Here is an 18,143-nt window from a genome sequence, read left to right as displayed (position 1 = left end):
ATGGACTCAAAATTGACAGGCGCTCCGAACGGCGGCGCCGCCGGAACCCCCCTCGCTGATACGGATGTCTCGGACATCTCGGGCAATAGCGTGAATCCCCCACCGGAGGCCGCGTCGGCCCATGCGGCCGCGATCGCCGCAAAGGCCGATGCCGCCGCCGAGGGCAAGACTCCCGAGGAGCAGGATGCCGCGGCCGCCGCGGCGGCCGCGCGGACCAATCCGCGCAAGATGATTCCGAGCCTGCGTGCGCTCGCCGACGAAGATCGCGCGACCGCAAAGAAGGCGCGCGCCTCGTGGCAAATGTTCACGATTATGGCAGAGTTCATCGAGGCCACCGAGTACCTCTCGGAGATCCGCCCCGCCGTTTCGATCTACGGCAGCGCGCGCCTGCGCGAGGACTCGCCGTACTACCAGAAGACCATCGAGATCGCGCGCCTGTTCTCCGACGCGGGCTTCGCGGTGATCTCGGGCGGCGGCCCGGGCATCATGGAAGCGGCCAACAAGGGCGCGCACGCGGGCAAATCCGCAAGCGTGGGCCTCAATATCGAACTGCCGCACGAACAGCAGGGCAATCCCTACCAGGACATCGCCATGCGGTTCCGCCATTTCTTCACGCGCAAGGTAACCTTCGTGAAGAACTCGGATGCGTTCATCGTCATGCCGGGCGGTTTCGGCACGCTCGACGAGCTGGCCGAGGTGCTCACGCTCGTCCAGACGGGCAAGTCGCGTTCGGTACCGGTCGTCATGTACGGCAGCCGGTTCTGGAAGGGCCTGCTCGACTGGTTCCGCTTCACGCTGCTGCCGATGGGCCTGATCGCGGAGCACGATCTGGACCTGATGAAGATCGTGGATGAGCCGCAAGAGGTGCTCGAGGCGGTGTACGAGTACTACGAGAAGCGGGGTGGCGATCATCCGATTCCGCCGAAAGAGGAAATGTTTTACCTCTAAGGCAAGGCTGGGGTGCCCTGGGCGCCACGGGAACGGCCAGAGTGCGGCAGGAATTGCTAGAATGGAATCCTGTTGTCGGGTTCGGCGCCGCCGGGTCCGACCCCCGCACGCCCAGGAGCCTCGGATGACCTCCCCCACGCAACAACGCCTCGTCACGTCCGACGACGGCGACGTACCGCCTGCCGCTTCGCTGAAGCGTCTGATCGCCATGGCCGCCATGGCCGGTATCGCGCTTGGCGCGCCGGCGCTGGCCACGGCACAGCCGAATGGCGAGCAGAGCAATGCGCTGACCCAGCAGGAACTGAATCGGATCAACAACCAGCCGATCGCGCCTGCGGTCAAGAGCCAGCTGAACCAGCCGCGCGAGCCGAGCTTCGAGCTCAACGAGCGCGATGGCACGCAGGTGCGCGAGTATCGCAACAAGGGGCAGGCCACCGACATCCAGGTACGATCTGGCTTCGGTACCAGCTACCAGATGAGCAAGCCCGAAGACAGTTCTCCGAAGTTTCGCGATCACGACGTGAATCGCGTGCCGTCCGTCAACCTGCAGTGGTGACGGTTCTGTAGTTCCGATTTCTTTTCACCCACGGACTGGCGGCCTTGCCGGTCCGCGCCGGCCCGGCGGGTTTCGCCCGCCGTGGCGGCAGATTCGCCCGCGGACCCTACCGCTTGCGGATTCGCCGCATTCCGCATCGATTCACACGACAACAATGGCTGTTTTCACCACGGTCTCGCAGGACGAGATCGCTAGCTGGCTGCTCGATTACGACCTTGGCGAAGTGCGCGCGCTGCGCGGCATTCCCTCGGGCATCGAAAACAGCAATTTCTTCCTGACGATGGAGCGGGACGGGCACGTGCGCGAGTACGTGCTGACGATTTTCGAACGGCTGACGTTCGGGCAGTTGCCCTATTACCTCCATCTGATGGCGCATCTGGCGGGTCACGGCATCCGCGTGCCCGCGCCGATTCCCGCGCGCGACGGCGAGATCCTGCGCGCGCTCAAGGGCAAGCCCGCGACGATCGTCACGCGTCTGCCCGGCGCTTCGCAGCTTTCGCCCAATGCACAGCAGTGCGCCGAGGTCGGCGACATGCTGGCACGCATGCATCTGGCGGGCGTCGACTACGCGCGCCAGCAGCCCAATCTGCGCAGCCTGGCGTGGTGGCAGCAGACGGAGCCCGAGATCACGCCGTTCCTCGATGCGGACCAGCATGCGCTGCTGCGCAACGAAATCGCCCATCAGACCGCGTTTTTCGGCAGCGCCGACTATGCGGCCCTCGATGGCGGCCCGTGCCATTGCGATCTGTTTCGCGACAACGTGTTGTTCGAGGCAGGCGATGGCGGTAACTTCACGCTCGGCGGGTTTTTCGACTTCTACTTTGCCGGCAACGACAAATGGCTGTTCGACCTTGCGGTGACCGTCAACGACTGGTGCATCGACCTGCCGACCGGCGCGCTCGACGACGCGCGTGCGCGCGCGCTGCTCGCGGCTTATCATGCCGTGAGGCCGCTGACCGACAACGAGCACGCGCACTGGCAGGACATGCTGCGTGCGGGCGCGCTCCGTTTCTGGGTATCGCGTCTGTGGGACTTCTTCCTGCCGCGCGAGGCGGACATGCTCCAGCCGCATGATCCGACCCACTTCGAACGCATCCTGCGCCGGCGCGTTGACGCCGCCGCGCTCCCCTGGATCTGATTCCCATGCAACTACTGGAAGTTCCCGCCAAGGAAGGTTACGTCTGGTTCCGCCAGGGTATCTGGCTGTTCCGCAAGAATCCGCTCGCATTTCTGATGCTGCTGTTCATTTATCTGATTGCGGCGCAGCTGGCGATTTTTGTGCCCTTGTTCGGGGTGATCGCGTTGCTCGTGGTCACGCCGGGGCTCTACGTCGGCGTGATGACGGCCTGCCGGGACGTCATTCAGAACAAGCGTGTCATGCCGACCGTGCTGTTGTCGGGGTTCCGGACTAATGGCAAGCAGGCGACGCGGAATCTGCTGATCCTTGGCGGCATCTATGCGGGCATGGTGTTTACGCTGAGCCTGATTGCCGGGGCGCTGGTCGATATCAGCACCCTTGCGCCGATCCTGCTCAAGCAGGAAGAGCCGTCCGCGGAGTCGGTGCGGCAGCTCTACTATGCGCTGTTGCTCGGGGCGCTGCTGTACACGCCGATCGCGATGATGTTCTGGTTCGCGCCGCTGCTGTCCGCCTGGCATAGCGTGCCGCCGGTCAAGGCGCTGTTCTTCAGCTGGACGGCCTGCTGGCGGAATCGGGGGGCGTTCTTTACCTACGCGGTGCTGTTCGCCCTGCTGATGGTCGCGATTCCGTTCTTCCTCGAGGCGGTGTTCGCCGCGTTTGGCGCGGAGGCGGTGTTATCGTTTCTGGTGACGCCGTATTCGCTGCTGATGCTGGCGATTTTGTATTGCTCCTTTTACGCGACGTATCGCGGGTGCTTCAACATCGCCCCGGCCGAGCCGGAGGCGACGTCGGTTCAGGCCTGATCAATCGATCGGGTCCAGCTTGGCGATGCCGAGCGCCAGTTTCTTGGTCCCGTGCCGCTTGAAATGGATCTGCGCGTGGGCGTTCGCGCCCTCGCCTTCGATGGCGGTGATCTTTCCCTCGCCGAACTTGTTGTGGAACACGCCCTGCCCCACGCGGAAGCCGGTTTCCGCGGCGCGTTTGCTGTCCGCGTAGCCGTTACCGGTGTCCATGCCGCCCGTCGGCTTGGTGCCCGTGTACGCAACGTCCTCCGGCCGCTTGAACCAGTCCCGGCCCCAGGCCGACTCTGACTTCTCGCGGCGGCCGCCGCCCATGCCACCATACGCCTGCTGCGGCGGCGTGAGCCACTTCAGCGCGCTCTCCGGCAACTCCTCGAAGAACCGAGACCGCACGTGGTAGCGCATCTGCCCATGCAGCACGCGGCTCTGCGCGAAAGACAGGTACAGCCGCTCCCGGGCCCGCGTGATGGCGACGTACATCAGGCGGCGCTCTTCCTCCAGCCCATCCGCCTCCATGGCGCTGTTCTCGTGCGGGAACAGGCCCTCTTCCAGGCCGGTGATGAACACGACGTTGAACTCGAGGCCCTTGGCCGCGTGCACCGTCATCATCTGCACCGCGTCCTGCCCCGCCTGCGCCTGGTTGTCGCCCGCCTCGAGCGACGCGTGCGTCAGGAAGGCGACCAGCGGCGTCATGACCACCGGCAGCTGCTCGGGGTCGAGCACCTGCTGGGCCTGATCGCCCTCGGCCAGCGCGGGGGCGCCTTCATGCCCTGCCGGCAACACCGCCGCCGGGGCGTCGAGCCCGTAGCCTTCTTCCATGACGAACGCCTGCGCGGCGGTCACGAGTTCCTGCAAGTTCTCGATGCGGTCCTGGCCTTCCTTCTCCGTGCGGTAATGCTGGATGAGACCGCTGGTATTGGTCACGTACTCGACCATCTCCGGCAGCGTCATGCGGCGCGTCTCCGCGCGCATCTGGTCGATCAGGCGAATGAAAGCGCCCAGCGAACTGCCCGCCTTGCCCGGCACGTAGGCCACCGCCTCGGACAGCGAGCAGTTGTATTGCCGCGCGGCGTCCTGCAGCGCCTCGATCGAGCGCGCGCCAATGCCGCGCGTCGGAAAATTGACCACCCGGCCGAACGCCGCGTCGTTGCGCGGATTCTCGATGAGCTGGAGGTACGCCAGCGCGTGCTTCACCTCGGCACGCTCGAAGAAGCGCAGGCCGCCATACACGCGATACGCGATGCCCGCCGAGAACAACGCATGCTCGATGACGCGCGACTGCGCGTTGCTGCGATAAAGAATCGCAATTTCCGAGCGCGACATGCCCTGCGCGATCTGATCCCGAATCTCCTCAACGATCCACGACGCCTCCTGCCCATCCGAGCCGCCCTGGAACACGCGCACCGGCTCGCCATGTCCGGCATCGGTCCGCAGGTTCTTGCCGAGCCGGCGCGCGTTGTGCGAAATCAGATGGTTGGCGGAATCGAGGATGTTGCCGTGCGAGCGATAGTTCTGCTCCAGCTTGATCATCTGGCGCACACGGAATTCGTGCTCGAAGTCGCGCATGTTGCCAACGTTCGCGCCCCGGAACGCATAGATGCTCTGATCGTCGTCGCCCACCGCGAACACCGCGGCCGCGCGGCCCGTGCCATAGCCCGCCAGCAGCTTGAGCCACTGGTACTGCAGCACGTTGGTGTCCTGGAACTCGTCGACGAGGATATGGCGGAACCGATGCTGATAGTGCGCGCGAATCGCGTCGTTGTAGCGCAGCAGCTCGTAGCAGCGCAGCAGCAGCTCGGCGAAATCGACCACGCCCTCGCGCTGGCACTGCTCGTCGTAGGCCGCGTACAGGTCCACGAAGCGGCGGTTGTAGTCGTCGTTGGCCCCGACATCGGCCGGACGCAGCCCCTGCTCCTTCGCGTTGTTGATGAAGTACTGGAGGTTCTTGGCCGGATACTTCTCGTCGTCGACGTTGAGCCCCTTGAGCAGGCGCTTGAGCGCCGACAGCTGATCCTGCGAATCGAGGATGGCAAACGTCTGCGGCAGTCCCGCATCGCGGAAGTGCGCCCGCAGCATGCGGTTGCAGAGGCCGTGGAACGTGCCGATCCACATGCCGCGCGTGTTGATCGGCAGCATCGCGGCCAGCCGCGTCTGCATCTCCTTGGCGGCCTTGTTGGTAAAGGTCACGGCCAGCACGCCGGCCGGCGAGACATGGCCGTTCTGGATCAGCCATGCGATGCGCGTGGTCAGCACGCGCGTCTTGCCGCTGCCCGCGCCCGCCAGGATCAGCGCCGGTTCGTCAGGCAAGGTGACGGCGGCGAGTTGTTCGGCGTTGAGATTGGCGAGCAGGTTGGACATTCGCGGTTGTGCGGAAAGAAGGGCCATTACGGATAGCCGGGATTATACCGGCCCCTTATCCCCTATAATTTGCCGTTTCGCCGCCGCCTCCGCCGGCGCGGCCCCTCAGACATACGATACCGAGCGACACCGAGCATGACCGCAGAAGACCAGTCCCTTGCCAAGAGCTTCGAACCCGCCGCCATCGAGGCGAAGTGGGGCCCCGAATGGGAGCGCCGCGGCATCGCCCAGCCGACGTTCGACCCTGCCAGACCGAACTTCTCGATTCAGCTGCCCCCGCCGAATGTGACCGGCACGCTCCACATGGGCCATGCGTTCAACCAGACCATCATGGATGGCCTGACGCGCCACGCGCGCATGCGCGGCGCCAACACGCTGTGGGTACCGGGCACGGACCACGCGGGTATCGCCACGCAGATTGTCGTGGAGCGCCAGCTGGAGGCCCAGGGCGTGTCGCGCCACGACCTCGGCCGCGAGAAGTTCACGGAGAAGGTGTGGGCCTGGAAAGAGGAGTCGGGCTCGACCATCACGCGCCAGGTGCGCCGCATGGGCGCGTCGATCGACTGGACGCGCGAGTACTTCACGATGTCCCCGGACATGTCGAAAGCCGTGACCGAGGTGTTCGTGCGCCTGTACGAACAGGGCCTGATCTATCGCGGCAAGCGCCTCGTCAACTGGGATCCCGTGCTGGGCACCGCGGTGTCCGACCTCGAGGTGGACAGCGTCGAGGAGGACGGCTCGCTCTGGCACATCCACTATCCGCTCGTGGAAGCGGATGGCGTGCGCGGCCTGACCCACCTGACCGTGGCGACCACGCGTCCCGAAACCATGCTCGGCGACACCGCCGTGATGGTGCACCCGGAAGACGAGCGTTATGCGCACCTGATCGGCAAGTTCGTCAAGCTGCCGCTGACCGACCGCCAGATTCCCGTGATCGCCGACGAATACGTCGATCGCGAGTTCGGCACCGGCGTGGTCAAGGTGACCCCGGGCCACGACTTCAACGACTATGCGGTGGGCCAGCGCCATAACCTGCCGCAGTTGTCGATTCTCACGCTCGACGCAAAGGTGGTCGCCGACGCGCCGGCCGCCTACGCGGGCAAGGACCGCTTCGAGGCGCGCAAGCTGATCGTCGAGGATCTGGACAAGCAGGGCCTGCTTGGCGAGATCAAGAGGCACAAGCTCATGGTCCCGCGCAGCGAGCGCACGGGCAGCGTGATCGAGCCGATGCTGACCGACCAATGGTTTGTCGCGATGAGCAAGCCGGCGCCGGAAGGCACGTTCTACCCGGGCCGCTCGATTGCCGACGTGGCGCTGGACGCCGTGAAGAGCGGCGAGATCAAGCTCGTGCCCGAGAACTGGAACAGCACGTACAACCAGTGGCTGGAGAACATCCAGGACTGGTGTATCTCCCGCCAGTTGTGGTGGGGCCACCAGATTCCGGCATGGTATGACGACGCGGGCAACTGCTACGTCGGCCGTACGGAGGAAGAAGCCCTCGCCAAACAGAAGGCGGCCGGCGGTTCCGGCCCGCTGCGCCGCGAGGAAGACGTGCTCGACACGTGGTTCTCGTCCGCGCTGGTACCGTTCTCGTCGCTGGGCTGGCCGGCCGAGACGCCCGAGCTGAAGCACTTCCTGCCGTCGTCGGTGCTCGTCACCGGCTATGACATCATCTTCTTCTGGGTGGCGCGCATGGTCATGATGACCAAGCACTTCACCGGACAGGCGCCCTTCCACACCGTGTACGTGCACGGCCTCGTCCGCGACTCGGAAGGCAAGAAGATGAGCAAGTCCGAGGGCAATACGCTCGATCCGGTCGACCTGATCGACGGGATCGAACTCGAGCCGCTGCTCAAGAAGCGCACCACGGGCCTGCGCCGTCCGAAGGACGCGCCGCGCATCGAGACGAAGACGAAGAAGGAATTCCCGAACGGCATTCCGGCGTTCGGCGCCGACGCGCTGCGCTTCACCTTCGCGTCGCTCGCCACGCTGGGCCGCAACATCAACTTCGACACGGGCCGCTGCGAGGGCTACCGCAACTTCTGCAACAAGCTGTGGAACGCCACGCGCTTCGTGCTGATGAACACCGAGGGGCACGACTGCGGCATGGGTCCGTGCAACAAGGATTGCGGCCCCGAAGGCTACCTCGACTTCTCGCAGGCGGACCGCTGGATCGTGTCGCTGCTGCAGCGCGTGGAAGGCGAAGTCGAAAAGGGCTTCGCGGAATATCGTTTCGACAACATCGCAAGCGCGATCTACAAGTTCGTGTGGGACGAGTATTGCGACTGGTACCTCGAACTCGCCAAGGTGCAGATCCAGACCGGCACGCCCGCGCAACAGCGCGCCACGCGCCGTACGCTGCTGCGCGTGCTGGAGACGGTACTGCGCCTCGCGCACCCGATCATCCCGTTCATCACGGAAGAACTGTGGCAGAAGGTCGCCCCGCTCGCGGGCCGCTCGAAGGGTGATGGCGCCGAGTCGATCGCGCTGCAGGCGTATCCGCAGGCGGCTGCGGCGAAGATCGACGAAGCGGCCGAGCAGTGGGTCGCCCAGCTGAAGGCCGTGGTGGACGCCTGCCGGAACCTGCGTGGCGAGATGAACATCTCCCCCGCGCAGCGTATTCCGCTCTATGCGCATGGCGACGGCGCGTTCCTGAAGTCGGTGAGCGCGCATGTGCAGGCGCTGGCCAAGCTCTCCGAAGTGCGTGTGTTCGAGGACGAGTCCGCGCTGATGAGCGAAGGGGCCGGGGCGCCGGTCGCGATCGTGGGCGGCAATCGCCTGCTGCTGAAGATCGAGATCGATGTGGCCGCCGAGCGCGTCCGCCTGACCAAGGAAGCCGATCGCATCGCGGCCGAGATCGGCAAGTGCCGTGGCAAGCTGTCCAACGAGAGCTTCGTGGCCAAGGCGCCGCCGGCCGTTGTGGCGCAGGAAACGCAGCGTTTGTCGGATTTCGAACAGACGCTGGCGAAGTTGCAGGATCAACTACTGCGACTGCCCGCCGCCTGAAGATACGAGACGCCGCAGTCTCCGGCATGGAAGTTGCGTGCCGAGGACTGCGGAACAGCCGACATCTGTGAGAAAAGTCGGACAGTCACGGACAGACGACTCCCCCGGCCATCCGGCACGGTAATGCACCGGCAACAGCCACCGGAATAGAAAGGAATTCTGATATGGAAAACCGCGTCACCAAGGCCGTCTTCCCGGTCGCGGGACTGGGCACCCGCTTCCTGCCCGCGACCAAGGCCAGCCCCAAGGAGATGCTGCCAGTGGTAGACAAGCCGCTGATCCAGTATGCAGTGGAAGAAGCAATGGCTGCCGGCATTACCGAGATGATCTTCGTGACGGGCCGCTCCAAGCGCGCCATCGAGGACCATTTCGACAAGGCCTACGAACTCGAGGCCGAACTCGAAGCCAAGAACAAGCGCGCTCTGCTGGATGTGGTGCGCTCGATCAAGCCGTCGCACGTGGAATGCTTCTACGTGCGCCAGCCCGAGGCGCTGGGCCTGGGCCATGCGGTGCTGTGCGCGGCCAAGCTCGTCGGCGACGAGCCGTTCGCGGTCATGCTCGCCGACGACTTGCTCGACGGCAACACGCCGATCATGAAGCAGATGGTCGACGTCTATAACCACTACAACTGCTCGGTGCTCGGCGTGGAGGAGATCGCGCCGGAACAGAGCCGTTCCTATGGCGTGGTGGAAGGCCGCGAGTGGGACGAGCGCGTGATCAAGATGTCGGGCATCGTCGAGAAGCCCGCGCCCGAAGATGCCCCGTCGAATCTGGGCGTGGTGGGCCGCTACATCCTGACGCCGCGCATCTTCGACCATATTCGCGACCTGAAGCCCGGCGCCGGCGGCGAGTTCCAGCTGACCGATGCCATCCAGTCGATGCTGGATCAGGAGCAGGTGCTGGCCTATCGCTACGATGGCGTACGCTATGACTGCGGCAGCAAGCTCGGCCTGCTGAAGGCGACCGTGGAATTCGCGCTCAAGCACCCCGAGGTGCGGGACGAATTCAGCGCGTATCTGGCACAGCGTTAATCGCTGGCTAAATTGCAGCCTTAATTGCAGCCTTAGTTGCAGCCTTAGTTGCAGCCTTAATTGCAGCCTTCATCGCAGCCTTAAGCCTGTATGTCCCTCTCCTCCGGGAGAGGGACACGGTACTACCGGCGCTTCATGTAGAACGTGAAGACCTTGTCCACTTCCTGGTGCGACAGCAGTTCATTGCCGGTCTGCTTGGCGAATGCCTGGAAATCGCGCGGCGAACCGGGGTCGGTCGCCAGCACCTTCAGCACATCGCCACTCGCCATATCGGCCAGCGCCTTCTTCGTACGCAGGATCGGCAGCGGGCAATTCAGGCCGCGCGCGTCCACTTCCTTCTGAAATTCCATACCTCTCCATCCCGTTTCAAATCGGCCGCATCGGGTGGAACCGCGCGACCTTACAGCCGGTATTGTAGCGAAGCATCCAAGCGCCTGAAGTCCGTCGGCTTGCGCGGGTCCTCGATATCCTCGCCGGTCTGCCGGTCGAAGAACCGCACGGGGTAGCCGCGGGCCTGCAGGAAGTCCGCCACCGCGAAGCCCGTGCCCGCGCTCCAGATGCGCACCTTTTCGGGCGCCACCAGCTTGTATTCCGCCAGCTCCTCGGACAGCGCGATCGTGCCCGTCGCCTTGACGTGATAGGCGATGATCAGCTCGTTCTTGCGCATGAATTCGTAGACGCCGATCAGCGACACGGATTCGGTATCGAGATTGGTTTCTTCCTTGAGCTCGCGCGCCACGCCGAGTTCCGGCGTCTCGTCCCGCTCGAGGAAACCCGTGACCAGCGCGAACATCTTTTCCGGCCACGCCGCATTGCGCGCCAGCAACAGCTTGTCTTCGTACTCGACCACGGCCGCCAGCACGGGCAGCGGGTTGTTCCAGTGCACGAATCCACAGCCTTCCGTGACGCAGGCGCTGCGGTCGCGGCCGGCGTGCGGCAGTACCTGCAACGAGGCGCCGCACTGCGGGCAATAGCGGTAGGGTTGCATGTGAGGGCTCGCTCTATCGGCGTTTGTTTATTTGTATGGTTTGTCTTGCTTGCGTTCGTTCTGCTTACTTCTGCTCGGACCAGAGCTTGCCGCCCGTGGCCCAGTTCTCGCGCTTGACCTCGTCGATGATGATATCGACGGCGCCCGGCTCGCAGCCAAGCGTCTCACAGGTGACGCGGGTCACTTCTTCTACCAGCTTGCGCCGCTGGTCGAGCGGACGGCCTTCAAACAACTCGATACGAAACGTCGGCATGCAACAGACTCCTCGGAAAAATCTCGCGCGAATGGCGAGGGTGGTGAAAGCGATACTGTAGCGCCAGTCCGGCGCCGCGGCCATCGCGATTGGCCGGCCGCCGTCGCGATGTGGCCGGTGGTCTACACTGTGAAGTGGCGCCGTCACGGCAATCCTTCCGGACGCGCGCGCGATCATGGCTCTCCTTTTCGGCAGGATCGGCATGCGGGTGAACCGGTTGGCATGGCTCGCAAGATGCGCGACGCTTGCGATCTGCGCGTGCGCGCTGACGCTGTCGTCCATGGGGTCGATGGCGTCGATGGCGTCGATGTCGCGCGCACAGCCCGCCAGCCCAAGCGGCGTCAAACCCGCGGCGTCCGCGGGCTCGCCGGTGTACGTCGTTCCCCTGCGCGGCGCGGTCGGACCGGCCACCGCGCATTTCGTGACGCACGGCATCGAGCAGGCGCGCCGCGCCGGCGCACAGCTCGTCGTGATCGAAATGGATACGCCGGGCGGACTCGACCGGTCGATGCGCGACATCATTCAGGCCATTCTGGCGTCGCCCGTGCCGGTGGCCACGTTCGTCTCGCCCAGCGGCGCGCGGGCGGCGAGCGCCGGCGCCTATATCCTGTACGCCAGCCATATCGCCGCGATGGCGCCAGGCACCAATGTCGGCGCGGCCAGTCCCGTGTCGATCGGCATCGGCGGGCCGCGAGGCGGCGACCGTGGCGACCGTGATGCATCGGCGCCGGCCGGCGGCAGCGGCGAGGACACCATGACACGCAAGCAGATGCATGATGCCGCCGCCTATATCCGGGGGTTGGCGCAGCTACGGCAGCGCAATGCGGAATGGGCCGAGCGCGCGGTGCGCGAGGCCGTGAGCCTGCCGGCGAGCGAGGCCGTGGATCAGCATGTGGCGGACCTCATGGCGCCTGACCTGCCCGCGTTGTTGCGGCAGCTCGACGGCAGAGAGGTTGAGGCCGCCGGCGCGCAGCGCGTGCTGCGGACGGCCGACGCGCCCGTCGTCGCGACCGAACCGGACTGGCGCGCGCGGTTGCTGGCGGTCATCACGGATCCCAGCGTGGCGCTGATCCTGATGATGATCGGTATCTACGCACTGATTTTCGAGTTTTCCACGCCCGGCATGGTGGCGCCGGGCATCGTGGGCGCGATTTGCCTGCTGCTGGGACTCTTTGCGCTGCAGATGCTGCCCGTGAACTATGCGGGCCTTGCGCTGGTCGCACTGGGCATCGGCTGCATGGTCGCGGAGATCTTCCTGCCGACGCTGGGCGTGCTGGGCGTCGGGGGTGCGGTCGCCTTTGCGATCGGCGCGGTGATGCTGATCGACACCGATGTGCCGGGGTTCGGCATTCCGCTCTCGATCATCGCCATGCTCGCGCTGGCCTCGGTGGCCTTCATGTTCCTCATGTCCGCGCTCGTGCTGCGGACGCGCCGGCGGCCCGTCGTCAGCGGCGGGGACACGATCGTCGGCCGGACGGGCCTTGTGATCGCGGATGCCAAGGTGGGTGACGATGGCTGGGCGTCGGTCGGCGGCGAGCAGTGGCGCGTGCGGAGCGGTACGCCGCTTGCGCGGGGTCAGTCGGTGCGGGTGACGGCACGCGATGGGCTTGTACTGGACGTCGTTGCCATCGATTGATGTTTTCGGGATGTTCGACGGGCGCTGGACAACTACAAGGAGATTCACATGGCGTTTGGATTCAGCTTCGGCGGTCTGATCTTTCTGCTTGCGTTGCTGATCATCGCATCGGTGCGCGTGCTGCGCGAATACGAACGCGGCGTGGTCTTCATGCTTGGCCGCTTCTGGCGCGTCAAAGGGCCTGGACTCGTGCTGATCATTCCCGCCGTACAGCAGATGGTGCGGGTGGACCTGCGTACGGTGGTCATGGACGTGCCGCCGCAGGACGTGATCTCTCACGACAACGTGTCGGTGAAGGTCAATGCCGTGGTGTATTTCCGCGTGGTGGACCCCGAGCGCGCGATCATTCAGGTGGCCAACTTCCTCGAAGCGACGAGCCAGCTGGCCCAGACCACGCTACGGGCGGTGCTGGGGAAGCACGAACTGGACGAAATGCTGGCGGAGCGGGAGAAGCTCAACCTCGATATCCAGAAGGTGCTCGATGCCCAGACGGATGCGTGGGGGATCAAGGTGTCGAACGTCGAGATCAAGCATGTCGATATCAACGAGTCGATGGTGCGCGCGATCGCGCGGCAGGCGGAGGCCGAGCGCGAGCGGCGCGCCAAGGTGATTCACGCCGAAGGGGAGATGCAGGCTTCGGAAAAGCTGCTGGAAGCCGCGCAGATGCTCGCGCGGCAGCCTCAGGCGATGCAATTGCGCTATATGCAGACGCTGACGCAGATTGCGGGGGACAGGACGACGACCATCGTGTTTCCGTTGCCGATGGACCTGATCAATACGCTCACGACGTTGACGAGTCCGCTAACCCCCGCGGCGGGGACGCCCTCACCCCGCTCCCCTCTCCCCGAAGGAGAAGGGGGCGGCGGCGGGGGATCGAACCATTAGGCCTCAGACCTTACCGCTCACCCACTCGCTGACACCGGCCAGCGCCTGCGGCAGCCTGGCCGGTTCGGTGCCGCCAGCCTGCGCCATGTCCGGCCGGCCGCCGCCCTTGCCGCCAACCTGCTGGGCGACAAAGTTGACGAGTTCGCCCGCCTTGACCTTGCCCGTGGCATCCGCCGTCACGCCCGCGATCAGGGTGACCTTGCCATCCACCACGGCGCCCAGCACGATGGCCGCGCTCTGGAGCTTGTCCTTGAGCTTGTCCATCGTCTCGCGCAAGGTCTTGACGTCGGCGCCGTCGAGCTGGGCCGCCAGCACCTTCAGGCCCTTGACGTCCACCGCCTGCGCGGCCAGTTCGTCGCCCTGCGAGGCGGCGAGCTTGCTCTTGGCGCGCTCGAGTTCCTTCTCCAGCGCGCGCACCTGGTCCTGCACCTGCGCAATGCGCGACACCAGTTCCGAAGGCTGCGCGCGCATCGCCGCGGCGGCTTCGTTCAGGCGCGCGTCGAGCGACTGCAGGTAGTGCAGCGCGTTGTCGCCGGTAATCGCTTCCACGCGGCGAATCCCCGCGGCCACGCCGCCCTCGACGACGATCTTGAACAGGCCGATATCGCCCGTGCGCGACACGTGCGTGCCACCGCAGAGTTCCTTCGACGAACCGATCGACAGCACGCGCACATCGTCCGCGTACTTCTCGCCGAACAGCGCCATCGCGCCGCTCTTCACGGCATCGTCGAACGGCATGATGCTGGCGGTCGTCGCCTCGTTGCGCAGGATCTCGGCGTTGACGATCTCCTCGACCTGACGGATCTGCGCGTCGGTCAGTGGCGCGTTGTGCGAGAAGTCGAACCGCGTCTTGTCGGCATCGACGAGCGAGCCCTTCTGCTGCACGTGGGAGCCGAGCACTTCGCGCAGGGCCTTGTGCATCAGGTGGGTCGCCGAGTGGTTGCGCATCGTGCGCGCGCGGCGAATCTCGTCCACCTTCGCGGCCACAACGTCGCCAACCTTCAGCGCGCCGCCCGACAGCGTGCCCTGATGGCCGAACACGTCGGCCTGCACCTTCGTCGTATCGGCGACGGTGAACACGGCCGCGCCGGCCACGAGCGTGCCCTGATCGCCGGCCTGACCGCCGGACTCGGCGTAGAACGGCGTGTTGTCGAGCACGACCACGCCTTCCTGGCCGGGCTCCATGGTCTGCACCGCGGCGCCATCGACATACAGCGCGATCACGCGAGCCTGCTCGACGCCCAGCGCGTCGTAACCATGGAACACGGTCTTGTCGCCCGAGTACTCGAGGCCAGCGGCCATCTTGAACTTGCCGGCCGCGCGCGCCTGCTCGCGCTGGCGCGTCATGGCGGCGTCGAACGCGGCCTCATCGACCGTGATCTCCTGCTCGCGGGCCACGTCCTGCGTAAGGTCGAGCGGGAAGCCGAACGTGTCGTGCAGCTTGAACGCGAGTTCGCCGTCGAGCTGCTTGCCGCCCTTCGACTTCAGTTCGCTCACGGCCGCATCGAGGATGGCCATGCCGTTTTCGATGGTCTCGAAGAAGCGCTCTTCCTCGGCCTTCAGCACTTCGGTCACGCGCGCCTGCGCGTCGGCCAGCTCGGGATAGGCTTCGCCCATCTGCGCGACGAGGTCCGGCACCAGCTTGTGGAAGAACGGCGTCTTCTGGCCCAGCTTGTAGCCATGACGGATGGCACGGCGCACGATCCGGCGCAACACGTAGCCGCGGCCTTCGTTACCGGGGATCACGCCGTCGACGATCAGGAACGAGCACGCGCGGATATGGTCGGCGATGACCTTCAGCGAGTTCTGGTTCAGATCGTCGATATGCGTTTCCCGCGCAGCCGCCTTGATCAGCGCCTGGAACAGGTCGATCTCGTAGTTGCTGTGCACGTGCTGCAGCACGGCCGCAATCCGCTCGAGGCCCATGCCGGTGTCCACGCACGGCTTGGGCAGCGGCGTCATGTTGCCCTGCTCGTCGCGGTTGAACTGCATGAACACGAGGTTCCAGATCTCGATGTAGCGGTCGCCGTCTTCCTCGGGCGATCCCGGCGGGCCACCCCACACTTCGGGACCGTGGTCGTAGAAGATTTCCGAGCACGGACCGCACGGGCCGGTGTCGGCCATTTGCCAGAAGTTGTCCGACGCGTAGCGGGCGCCCTTGTTGTCGCCGATACGCACGATGCGCTCGGCCGGCACGCCGACTTCCTTCGCCCAGATGTCGTACGCCTCGTCATCCTCGGCGTACACCGTGACCCACAGCTTGTCCGCGGGCAGCTGGTAGACCTTGGTCAGCAGTTCCCATGCGTACTGGATGGCATTGCGCTTGAAGTAGTCGCCGAAGGAGAAGTTGCCCAGCATCTCGAAGAACGTATGGTGGCGGGCGGTGTAGCCCACGTTCTCGAGGTCGTTGTGCTTGCCGCCCGCGCGCACCGAGCGCTGCGACGACGTGGCGCGCGAATACGGGCGCTTGTCGGTGCCAAGGAACACGTCCTTGAACTGCACCATGCCGGAATTGGTGAACAGCAGCGTCGGGTCGTTCGCCGGCACGAGGCTGGACGAGCGGACCACGGTATGGTCCTTCGACTCGAAGAACTGCAGGAACTTGCTGCGAATGTCGGAGACTTTCATGTTATGGCAGGCACAGCCCTGTTACCGGGCGGCAGGTCGGAATTGGATTTGCAAACCGTTGATTATACGGGGAAGCCATGCCGGGGGGCAGACTCCGCGTGGCGGCCGCAAGTGCGTCCGGCGGCCCGCCGGGTGGTACAGTGCGATCTTTCCCAATTTCGCGCCGTCCTTGCCCGGCCATCCCCCGATGGGAGCCTTGAGCCACCTTCGCGTCCTCGACCTGACCCGCGTTCTCGCCGGGCCGTGGTGCGCACAGAATCTCGCCGACTTCGGCGCCGATGTCATCAAGATCGAGCGCCCCGGCGCCGGTGACGATACCCGCACGTGGGGACCGCCCTGGCTGAAGACGGAGGACGGCCGCGACACCGCGGAAGCCGCCTATTACCTGGCCGCCAACCGCAACAAGCGTTCGGTGACCTGCGACATCAGCACGCCCGAGGGCCAGCAGCTCGTGCGCGAGCTCGCGGCGCAAAGCGACGTGGTGCTGGAGAACTACAAGGTCGGCCAGCTGAAGAAATACGGGCTCGACTACGACGCGCTGCGCGCCGTCAAGCCCGACATCGTCTACTGCTCGGTCACAGGCTTTGGCCAGACGGGGCCGTACGCGAACCGCGCGGGCTACGACTTCATCATCCAGGGCATGGGCGGCTTCATGAGCCTGACCGGCGAGCGGGACGACCTGCCCGGCGGCGGCCCGCAGAAAGCCGGCGTGGCGATCTCCGACCTGATGACGGGCCAGTACGCGACCATCGCGGTGCTGGCCGCGCTCGCGCACCGCGACCGCACGGGCGAGGGCCAGTACATCGACATGGCGCTGCTCGACGTGCAGGTGGCGATGCTCGCCAACATGAATACGAACTACCTCGCCAGCGGCGTGGCGCCGAAGCGCTGGGGCAACGCGCATCCGAACATCGTCCCCTACCAGACGTTCCAGGCCGCCGATGGCTGGATCATCGTCGCCGTGGGTAACGACGGACAGTTCCGCAAGTTCGTGAACGCGGGCGGCCGCCCCGAACTGGCCGACGAGCCGCGCTTCGCGACGAATCCGCAGCGGGTGGCCAACCGCGACACGCTGGTGCCGATCCTTGCCGAGATGGTGCGCCCGCGCACGCGCGCGCAGTGGATCGCGGACCTGGAGGCGGCCGGCGTGCCGTGCGGTCCGATCAATACGCTAGACGACGTGTTCGAGGACGAGCAGGTCAAGGCGCGCGGACTGCGCGTGGACCTGTCGCATCCGACCGCGGGCGAGGTGAAGCTCGTCGGCAGCCCGATCCGCATGAGCAAGACCCCGCCCGAAGCATTCCGGCATCCGCCGTTGCTCGGCGAGCATACGGAGGCGGTGCTGGCCGACACGCTCGGTTACGACGCCGACCGTATCGCCGCGTTGCGTGGCAAGGGCGTGATATAGCCTGCCCGGCCCCAATAACAATATTCCCCACCGGAGGAGACATGCTGACCGATGCGTTGCTCGCGTTCTTTCACTTTGGCGCCATCTTCCTGCTTGTCACGCTGATGGCGGCCGAGGCGGTCGTGCTGCGGCCCGACATGACGCCCGCCGCGCTTCGGCGCCTGTCCCTCTACGATCTGTTCTATTTCCTCTCGGCCATCGCCGTGCTCGTCTCCGGGCTGCTGCGGCTGTTCTATGGCGCCAAGGGCGTGGACTTCTATATCCACAACCCGTGGTTCCACGCCAAGATGACGATCTTCGTGCTGATTGCGCTGTGCTCGCTGCCGCCGACGTTCAGGATCGCCGGCTGGCGCAAGCAGGCGCGCACGCTGCCCGAGTTCGTGCCGACGCCGGCGGAGATCAAGATCGCGCGCCGCTGGGTCATGATCCAGGCGCATGTGCTCATCCTGCTGCCGTTGTGCGCGGTGATGATGGCGCGTGGGATCGGCATGTAATTTCTGATGGTTTT

15 protein-coding genes are annotated in these 18,143 nt (G+C 65.4%); 10 read left to right on the top strand and 5 right to left on the bottom strand.

The features are described from left to right. From KHP16_RS03315 to KHP16_RS03300, 4 genes are all read left to right on the top strand, one after another. Positions 1 to 948 carry an LOG family protein gene (locus KHP16_RS03315; protein ID WP_179592833.1) on the top strand — a complete coding sequence of 316 codons (948 nt, stop codon included), beginning with the start codon at positions 1 to 3 and terminating at the stop codon, positions 946 to 948. Positions 949 to 1,156: 208 nt separating this feature from the next. Then, entirely contained in the window at positions 1,157 to 1,504 is a 348-nt protein-coding gene (locus tag KHP16_RS03310; protein WP_244214697.1) for a DUF2782 domain-containing protein, read from the top strand. A 154-nt stretch (positions 1,505 to 1,658) separates the two neighbouring features. Next, positions 1,659 to 2,642 (top strand): homoserine kinase, encoded by a 984-nt coding sequence (locus KHP16_RS03305; RefSeq protein ID WP_109581806.1) that lies wholly within the window; start codon positions 1,659 to 1,661, stop codon positions 2,640 to 2,642. Between the two features lie 5 nt (positions 2,643 to 2,647). Continuing rightward, complete coding sequence (locus KHP16_RS03300; protein WP_109581807.1) at positions 2,648 to 3,445, top strand: BPSS1780 family membrane protein; 798 nt, start codon at positions 2,648 to 2,650, stop codon at positions 3,443 to 3,445. Here KHP16_RS03300 and KHP16_RS03295 read toward each other — a convergent pair whose 3' ends face one another. Further along, complete coding sequence (locus KHP16_RS03295; protein ID WP_211959567.1) at positions 3,446 to 5,800, bottom strand: UvrD-helicase domain-containing protein; 2,355 nt, start codon at positions 5,798 to 5,800, stop codon at positions 3,446 to 3,448. A 135-nt stretch (positions 5,801 to 5,935) separates the two neighbouring features. Between KHP16_RS03295 and KHP16_RS03290 the strand changes: the two genes are divergently transcribed. Together KHP16_RS03290 and galU are read left to right on the top strand one after the other, a co-directional pair. Continuing rightward, complete coding sequence (locus KHP16_RS03290) at positions 5,936 to 8,806, top strand: valine--tRNA ligase (RefSeq protein WP_211959566.1); 2,871 nt, start codon at positions 5,936 to 5,938, stop codon at positions 8,804 to 8,806. Positions 8,807 to 8,970: 164 nt separating this feature from the next. After that, positions 8,971 to 9,837: a UTP--glucose-1-phosphate uridylyltransferase GalU gene (gene galU, locus KHP16_RS03285; RefSeq protein ID WP_109581810.1), complete on the top strand. Its 867-nt coding sequence runs from the start codon at positions 8,971 to 8,973 to the stop codon at positions 9,835 to 9,837. Between the two features lie 122 nt (positions 9,838 to 9,959). Here the strand turns inward: galU and KHP16_RS03280 are convergent, their stop codons facing one another. From KHP16_RS03280 to KHP16_RS03270, 3 genes are all read right to left on the bottom strand, one after another. Further along, the gene (locus KHP16_RS03280; protein WP_109581811.1) at positions 9,960 to 10,187 is read right to left on the bottom strand and encodes a sulfurtransferase TusA family protein; all 228 of its coding nucleotides are present in this window, start codon (positions 10,185 to 10,187) and stop codon (positions 9,960 to 9,962) included. A gap of 50 nt (positions 10,188 to 10,237) precedes the next feature. Next, positions 10,238 to 10,825 (bottom strand): NUDIX domain-containing protein, encoded by a 588-nt coding sequence (locus tag KHP16_RS03275; RefSeq protein ID WP_109581812.1) that lies wholly within the window; start codon positions 10,823 to 10,825, stop codon positions 10,238 to 10,240. A 64-nt stretch (positions 10,826 to 10,889) separates the two neighbouring features. Further along, the gene (locus KHP16_RS03270; protein ID WP_109581813.1) at positions 10,890 to 11,078 is read right to left on the bottom strand and encodes a 4-oxalocrotonate tautomerase; all 189 of its coding nucleotides are present in this window, start codon (positions 11,076 to 11,078) and stop codon (positions 10,890 to 10,892) included. A gap of 202 nt (positions 11,079 to 11,280) precedes the next feature. Between KHP16_RS03270 and KHP16_RS03265 the strand changes: the two genes are divergently transcribed. Continuing rightward, positions 11,281 to 12,714 carry an NfeD family protein gene (locus tag KHP16_RS03265; RefSeq protein ID WP_211959971.1) on the top strand — a complete coding sequence of 478 codons (1,434 nt, stop codon included), beginning with the start codon at positions 11,281 to 11,283 and terminating at the stop codon, positions 12,712 to 12,714. A gap of 48 nt (positions 12,715 to 12,762) precedes the next feature. Then, on the top strand, positions 12,763 to 13,599 hold the full coding sequence (locus KHP16_RS03260) for a slipin family protein (protein ID WP_244214662.1): 837 nt from the start codon (positions 12,763 to 12,765) through the stop codon (positions 13,597 to 13,599). Positions 13,600 to 13,602: 3 nt separating this feature from the next. Here KHP16_RS03260 and alaS read toward each other — a convergent pair whose 3' ends face one another. Next, positions 13,603 to 16,227 (bottom strand): alanine--tRNA ligase, encoded by a 2,625-nt coding sequence (gene alaS, locus KHP16_RS03255; RefSeq protein ID WP_109581814.1) that lies wholly within the window; start codon positions 16,225 to 16,227, stop codon positions 13,603 to 13,605. A gap of 187 nt (positions 16,228 to 16,414) precedes the next feature. Between alaS and KHP16_RS03250 the strand changes: the two genes are divergently transcribed. Together KHP16_RS03250 and KHP16_RS03245 are read left to right on the top strand one after the other, a co-directional pair. After that, entirely contained in the window at positions 16,415 to 17,635 is a 1,221-nt protein-coding gene (locus KHP16_RS03250; protein WP_121491258.1) for a CaiB/BaiF CoA transferase family protein, read from the top strand. Positions 17,636 to 17,676: 41 nt separating this feature from the next. Beyond that, complete coding sequence (locus KHP16_RS03245; RefSeq protein WP_109581816.1) at positions 17,677 to 18,129, top strand: DUF2214 family protein; 453 nt, start codon at positions 17,677 to 17,679, stop codon at positions 18,127 to 18,129. Positions 18,130 to 18,143 lie beyond the last annotated feature (14 nt).

The organism is Cupriavidus plantarum (assembly GCF_905397285.1).
Taxonomy (GTDB): Bacteria; Pseudomonadota; Gammaproteobacteria; order Burkholderiales; family Burkholderiaceae; genus Cupriavidus; species Cupriavidus plantarum.
The sequence above is the reverse complement of the archived record's forward strand: the minus strand, read 5'-3'. Positions and strand labels throughout refer to the sequence as shown.